The organism is Psychrobacter sp. 1U2, assembly GCF_051847575.1.
On record NZ_JBPYDC010001226.1, the window covers coordinates 1 to 661 of the forward strand.

Consider the following 661-nt stretch of genomic DNA (forward strand, 5'->3'; position numbering starts at 1 on the left):
TGAAATTCTGGCTCCTGCGAGGTCATGATGGTCTCATCAATCAGCGCACAGTAAGCGTACTTGGCTTCATGAATATCTTCTGATAAAAAGCCTTTTTTGCGCGCATTTATCTCAAATTTATCTAGGAAGTCGTATATCTTTTGACGAAACTTATGTGGTTCGGTACTAAAGTAGTGGTTGCGTAGTAAGAACACTAAATAAAAGCCGTCATACATGATATCAACCAGCGATTGGCTGCTGATGCGTTTATCAAGACCGATTGCTGAGACCTTTGATGCCACCTCACCTGAATCTAACAATGAGGGCGCAGAACCAATTGAATTATTCTCTGACATGATCGTTCCTAATGCTTAATTTTTGAAAATACTGGTTTTGGAGATATTAATTAACGACAGCTATCAATTAACGTGTATACACAAGTAGCGATTTATAACGCTGCTCGATAGTAGCTTCTAAAATCCACTACTGTACGATAGCCATTAGCTCTATTTTTAAATCATCAAAACCGTTTGGCACATAGATACAGATAGATTCAGACTTTATCATCTCATCATACAGCTCACCTACAGGCTCAATGGTAAAGTAACTAAATCCTGGCCGCACAGGTATCGCACTAGGTACTTGAGTCACATGCGAGACAGATGAACCGGGCAGCGCTGAT

2 protein-coding genes are annotated in these 661 nt (G+C 40.2%); both read right to left on the reverse strand.

Annotated elements, in window-relative coordinates; translation table 11 throughout:
• The coding region (locus tag ACS8FD_RS21340) for a DotU family type IV/VI secretion system protein (RefSeq protein WP_439277343.1) at positions 1-335 on the reverse strand (335 nt) is incomplete at its 3' end.
• Positions 336-462: 127 nt separating this feature from the next.
• Positions 463-661: type VI secretion system baseplate subunit TssK (tssK, locus tag ACS8FD_RS21345; protein ID WP_439277344.1), on the reverse strand; the 199-nt coding region annotated here is incomplete at its 5' end.